Annotated in this window: 3 protein-coding genes; all 3 read left to right on the top strand. The window is 63.2% G+C overall.

Annotation, left to right across the window (positions count from 1 at the left end; translation table 11 throughout):
- Nucleotides 1–807, top strand: an 807-nt coding sequence (secA, locus tag EB084_23065; GenBank protein ID NDD31145.1) for a preprotein translocase subunit SecA, incomplete at its 5' end; no start/stop codon positions are given.
- Nucleotides 808–909: 102 nt separating this feature from the next.
- The gene (locus EB084_23060; GenBank protein ID NDD31144.1) at nt 910–2,331 is read left to right on the top strand and encodes a radical SAM protein; all 1,422 of its coding nucleotides are present in this window, start codon (nt 910–912) and stop codon (nt 2,329–2,331) included.
- A 206-nt stretch (nt 2,332–2,537) separates the two neighbouring features.
- Nucleotides 2,538–2,864 (top strand): thioredoxin, encoded by a 327-nt coding sequence (gene trxA / locus EB084_23055; protein NDD31143.1) that lies wholly within the window; start codon nt 2,538–2,540, stop codon nt 2,862–2,864.
- Nucleotides 2,865–2,892 lie beyond the last annotated feature (28 nt).

The following is a 2,892-nucleotide window of genomic DNA, read 5'->3' as shown; positions in this document are numbered from 1 at the left end:
CACGAGTCGCGTCGCATCGACAACCAGCTCAAGGGACGCGCGGGCCGTCAGGGATCGCCGGGAGAGACCCAGTTCTTCCTCTCTCTCGACGACGAGGTGATGCGCCTGTTCGGGGGCGATCGCCTCAAGGGCCTGTTCGATCGGCTCGGCGTGAAGACGGGCCAGGCTGTGTCAGACCGCATGCTCGACAAGGCCATCTCGTCAGCGCAGAAGAAGATCGAGGGCATGCACTTCGACACGCGCAAGAACACTACGAAGTACGATGGCGTCCTCAACGTGCACCGCAACCTGTTCTACAAAGACCGTGAGGCCATCGTCGGAGGTGCCGATGTCCCGGCGATGCTCGGGGGCTGGGCGGCCGACGAGGTCGACCGCATGATCGGCGAGGCGAACCTCGGCAAGCGCGCGTCGGCTGAAGCGGCTGCCACGCTGTGGTCGACGATTCGAGAGCGCTTCCAGATGCCGGACGAGGTGCGTCCGAAGAGCCTGCAGGGCGAGGGCAAGGTCGAGGTGGCCGCGCTGCGCAGAGAGGTGCTCGACGCCCTCGAGAAGCGTCTCGGCGATCAGAAGGCCCGTTTCGGTGATGCGGCCTGGGGACAGGGGCTGCGCGACATCGCCCTTGATTCCCTCGACGAGGCGTGGTACAACCACCTCGAGAACATGCAGCTGATGCAGTCTGGCATCGGGCTCGAGGCGTACGCGCAGAAAGATCCGTGGATTGCCTACCAGGAGCGTGCCTTCGAGCAGTGGAACCAGATGAAGGCTGACGTGGCGACCACGGTGGTCCGGGCCGCGCTGGCGGCCTGACCTCCAAGTCGCGGCGGTGACCCCCCCTTTGCCGCCGAGCCCATCTATATGCTATAACTCACTCCTGACCGACCGGCGCGTCGGCCCCCCACAGGAGACGGTATGAAGCCGAAGACACTTCTCGTAAAGTACAACGAGGACACAAACATCCGGCCGATCCCTGATCAGGCCGAGAAGACGCTCCAGGTCTATCCGGCCCTGGGCATCATGTACATTGCCGCCGTTCTGCGGCAAGACGGGTTTCCGGTCGAGATTCTCGACGCCCACGTCTTTGATCTGTACGGTGCCGATTTCCAGAAGGCCGTGCAAGACGCCAAGCCGGATATCATCGGCTTCACGTCGACCACCGTGGGCTGGCCCAACGTGGTGCACGCCGCCAAGCTGGCGCGTGAGGCGTGCCCGAACGCGCTCATCATCGGGGGCGGTCCCCAGATGCAGATCTACCCCAAGGAGAGCCTGTCGTTCCCCTGGCTCGACATGGCGGTGACGGGCGACGGTGAAGAGACCATTCTCGAGATCGTGCGCCGCTACGACGGCGGAGACTCGCTCGACGACATCCTTGGCACGTGCGTGCGCGTCGACGGCGAGGTGCGCCTCAACCCACCGCGGCAGTGGTCGCGCAAGCTCGACGACATCCCGTTCCCGGCGGTCGACCTGACCCCGTGGGACAAGTACCACGCCCTCACCATCGAGAAGCCGTTCTTCAACATGATCACCACGCGCGGCTGCCCGTACAAGTGCGCGTACTGCTCGCAGGTGTACGCGGGTGACACCATTCGCTACCGATCACCCGAGAACGTAGTCGAAGAGATGGAGATCTACGTCAAGAAGTACAATGCGCGCGAGATCATCATGTTCGATGAGACCTTCACGGTGAAGAAGTCGCGCGTGCTCAAGATCTGTGAGCTCATCAAGGAGCGCAAGCTGAAGTTCGGCTTCGATGTGCGCACCCGCGTCGATTGCGTCGACGCCGACATGCTCGACGCCCTGCGCGAGGCCGGCTGCAAGCGCATCCACTTCGGCATCGAATCCGGCTCGCCGCGCATCCTCAAGCTCATGAACAAGGGCATCACGGTCGAGAAGATCCGTGACACCGTGAACCTGGCGAAGAAGAAGGGCTTCTCGACCCGCGGCTTCTTCATGATCGGGTACCTCGACGAGGACATGGAGACCTACAAGGAGACCGTGCGCCTCTCGCAGGAGCTGCCGCTCGACTGGGCCTCGTACTCCATCACCACGCCACTGCCCCACACCGGGCTCTACCGCGAGGCGATGAAGCGCGGCTACGTCGACGGCGATTACTGGCAAGACTACACCCTGCTCAAGAAGGGGCGCGAGAGCTTTCCCCACATCATCACCGAGCACTGGGACGAGAAGAAGCTGCAGACGATGCTCAAGAAGGCCTACAAGGACTTCTACCTGCGCCCGAGCTACGTGTGGCGTCGCATCTCGTCGGTTCGCAGCTGGAACGACGTGAAGGACCTTGTGGGCGGCGCCAAGGTGCTGATGATGCTCCAGCACTGAGCCATCGGGTCGGCGGCGGGGCGAGGTGCAGGGCTGCGCGGTGTGCGGTTTGGCAAGGGCTTCCAAGCCCGCCAAAAGGAGAGCCGCGATGGCTCGAAGAATAGGCGCCTCCCGCTGCGCGCGCACGGTCTCGATGGGCCCGGCAAGCCGCGCAGGCAGGCAAGCGCTTCCCACCGTGGGGCGTACCCATTACGGAGGTTTCTGACATGTCGAACGTTGCGATGGTGAACACCCAGTCCTTCTCGAGCGAGGTGCTCGACGCAAAGGTGCCGGTGATGGTCGACTTCTACGCTGAGTGGTGCGGGCCGTGCAAGATGATGGCCCCCGTGATCGACAAGGTCGCTGAGTCGATGACGGGCAAGATGAAGGTCATGAAGCTCGACACCGACCACAGCCCGGAGATCGCCAACAAGTACCAGATCATGGGCGTTCCCACGATCATCATCTTCAAGGACGGCCAGCCCGTTGCGAAGAACGTGGGCTACATGAACGAGCAGGCGATGGGGTCTTTCGTCAAGACGCACGTCGGCTGATCACGCTGCGCCGGCAGGCGCGGTCTCG

The sequence above is a fragment of the Pseudomonadota bacterium genome (assembly GCA_010028905.1).
In the GTDB taxonomy this organism is placed as follows: Bacteria; Vulcanimicrobiota; Xenobia; order RGZZ01; family RGZZ01; genus RGZZ01.
Note: the sequence above shows the minus strand (reverse complement) of the source record. Positions and strands in the feature narration are given on the sequence as shown.

Excerpts from the sequence above, each read along its gene's own strand:
- EB084_23060 (NDD31144.1), top strand. The coding sequence starts at position 910 with ATGAAGCCGAAGACACTTCTCGTAAAGTACAACGAGGACACAAACATC.
- trxA (NDD31143.1), top strand. The coding sequence starts at position 2,538 with ATGTCGAACGTTGCGATGGTGAACACCCAGTCCTTCTCGAGCGAGGTG.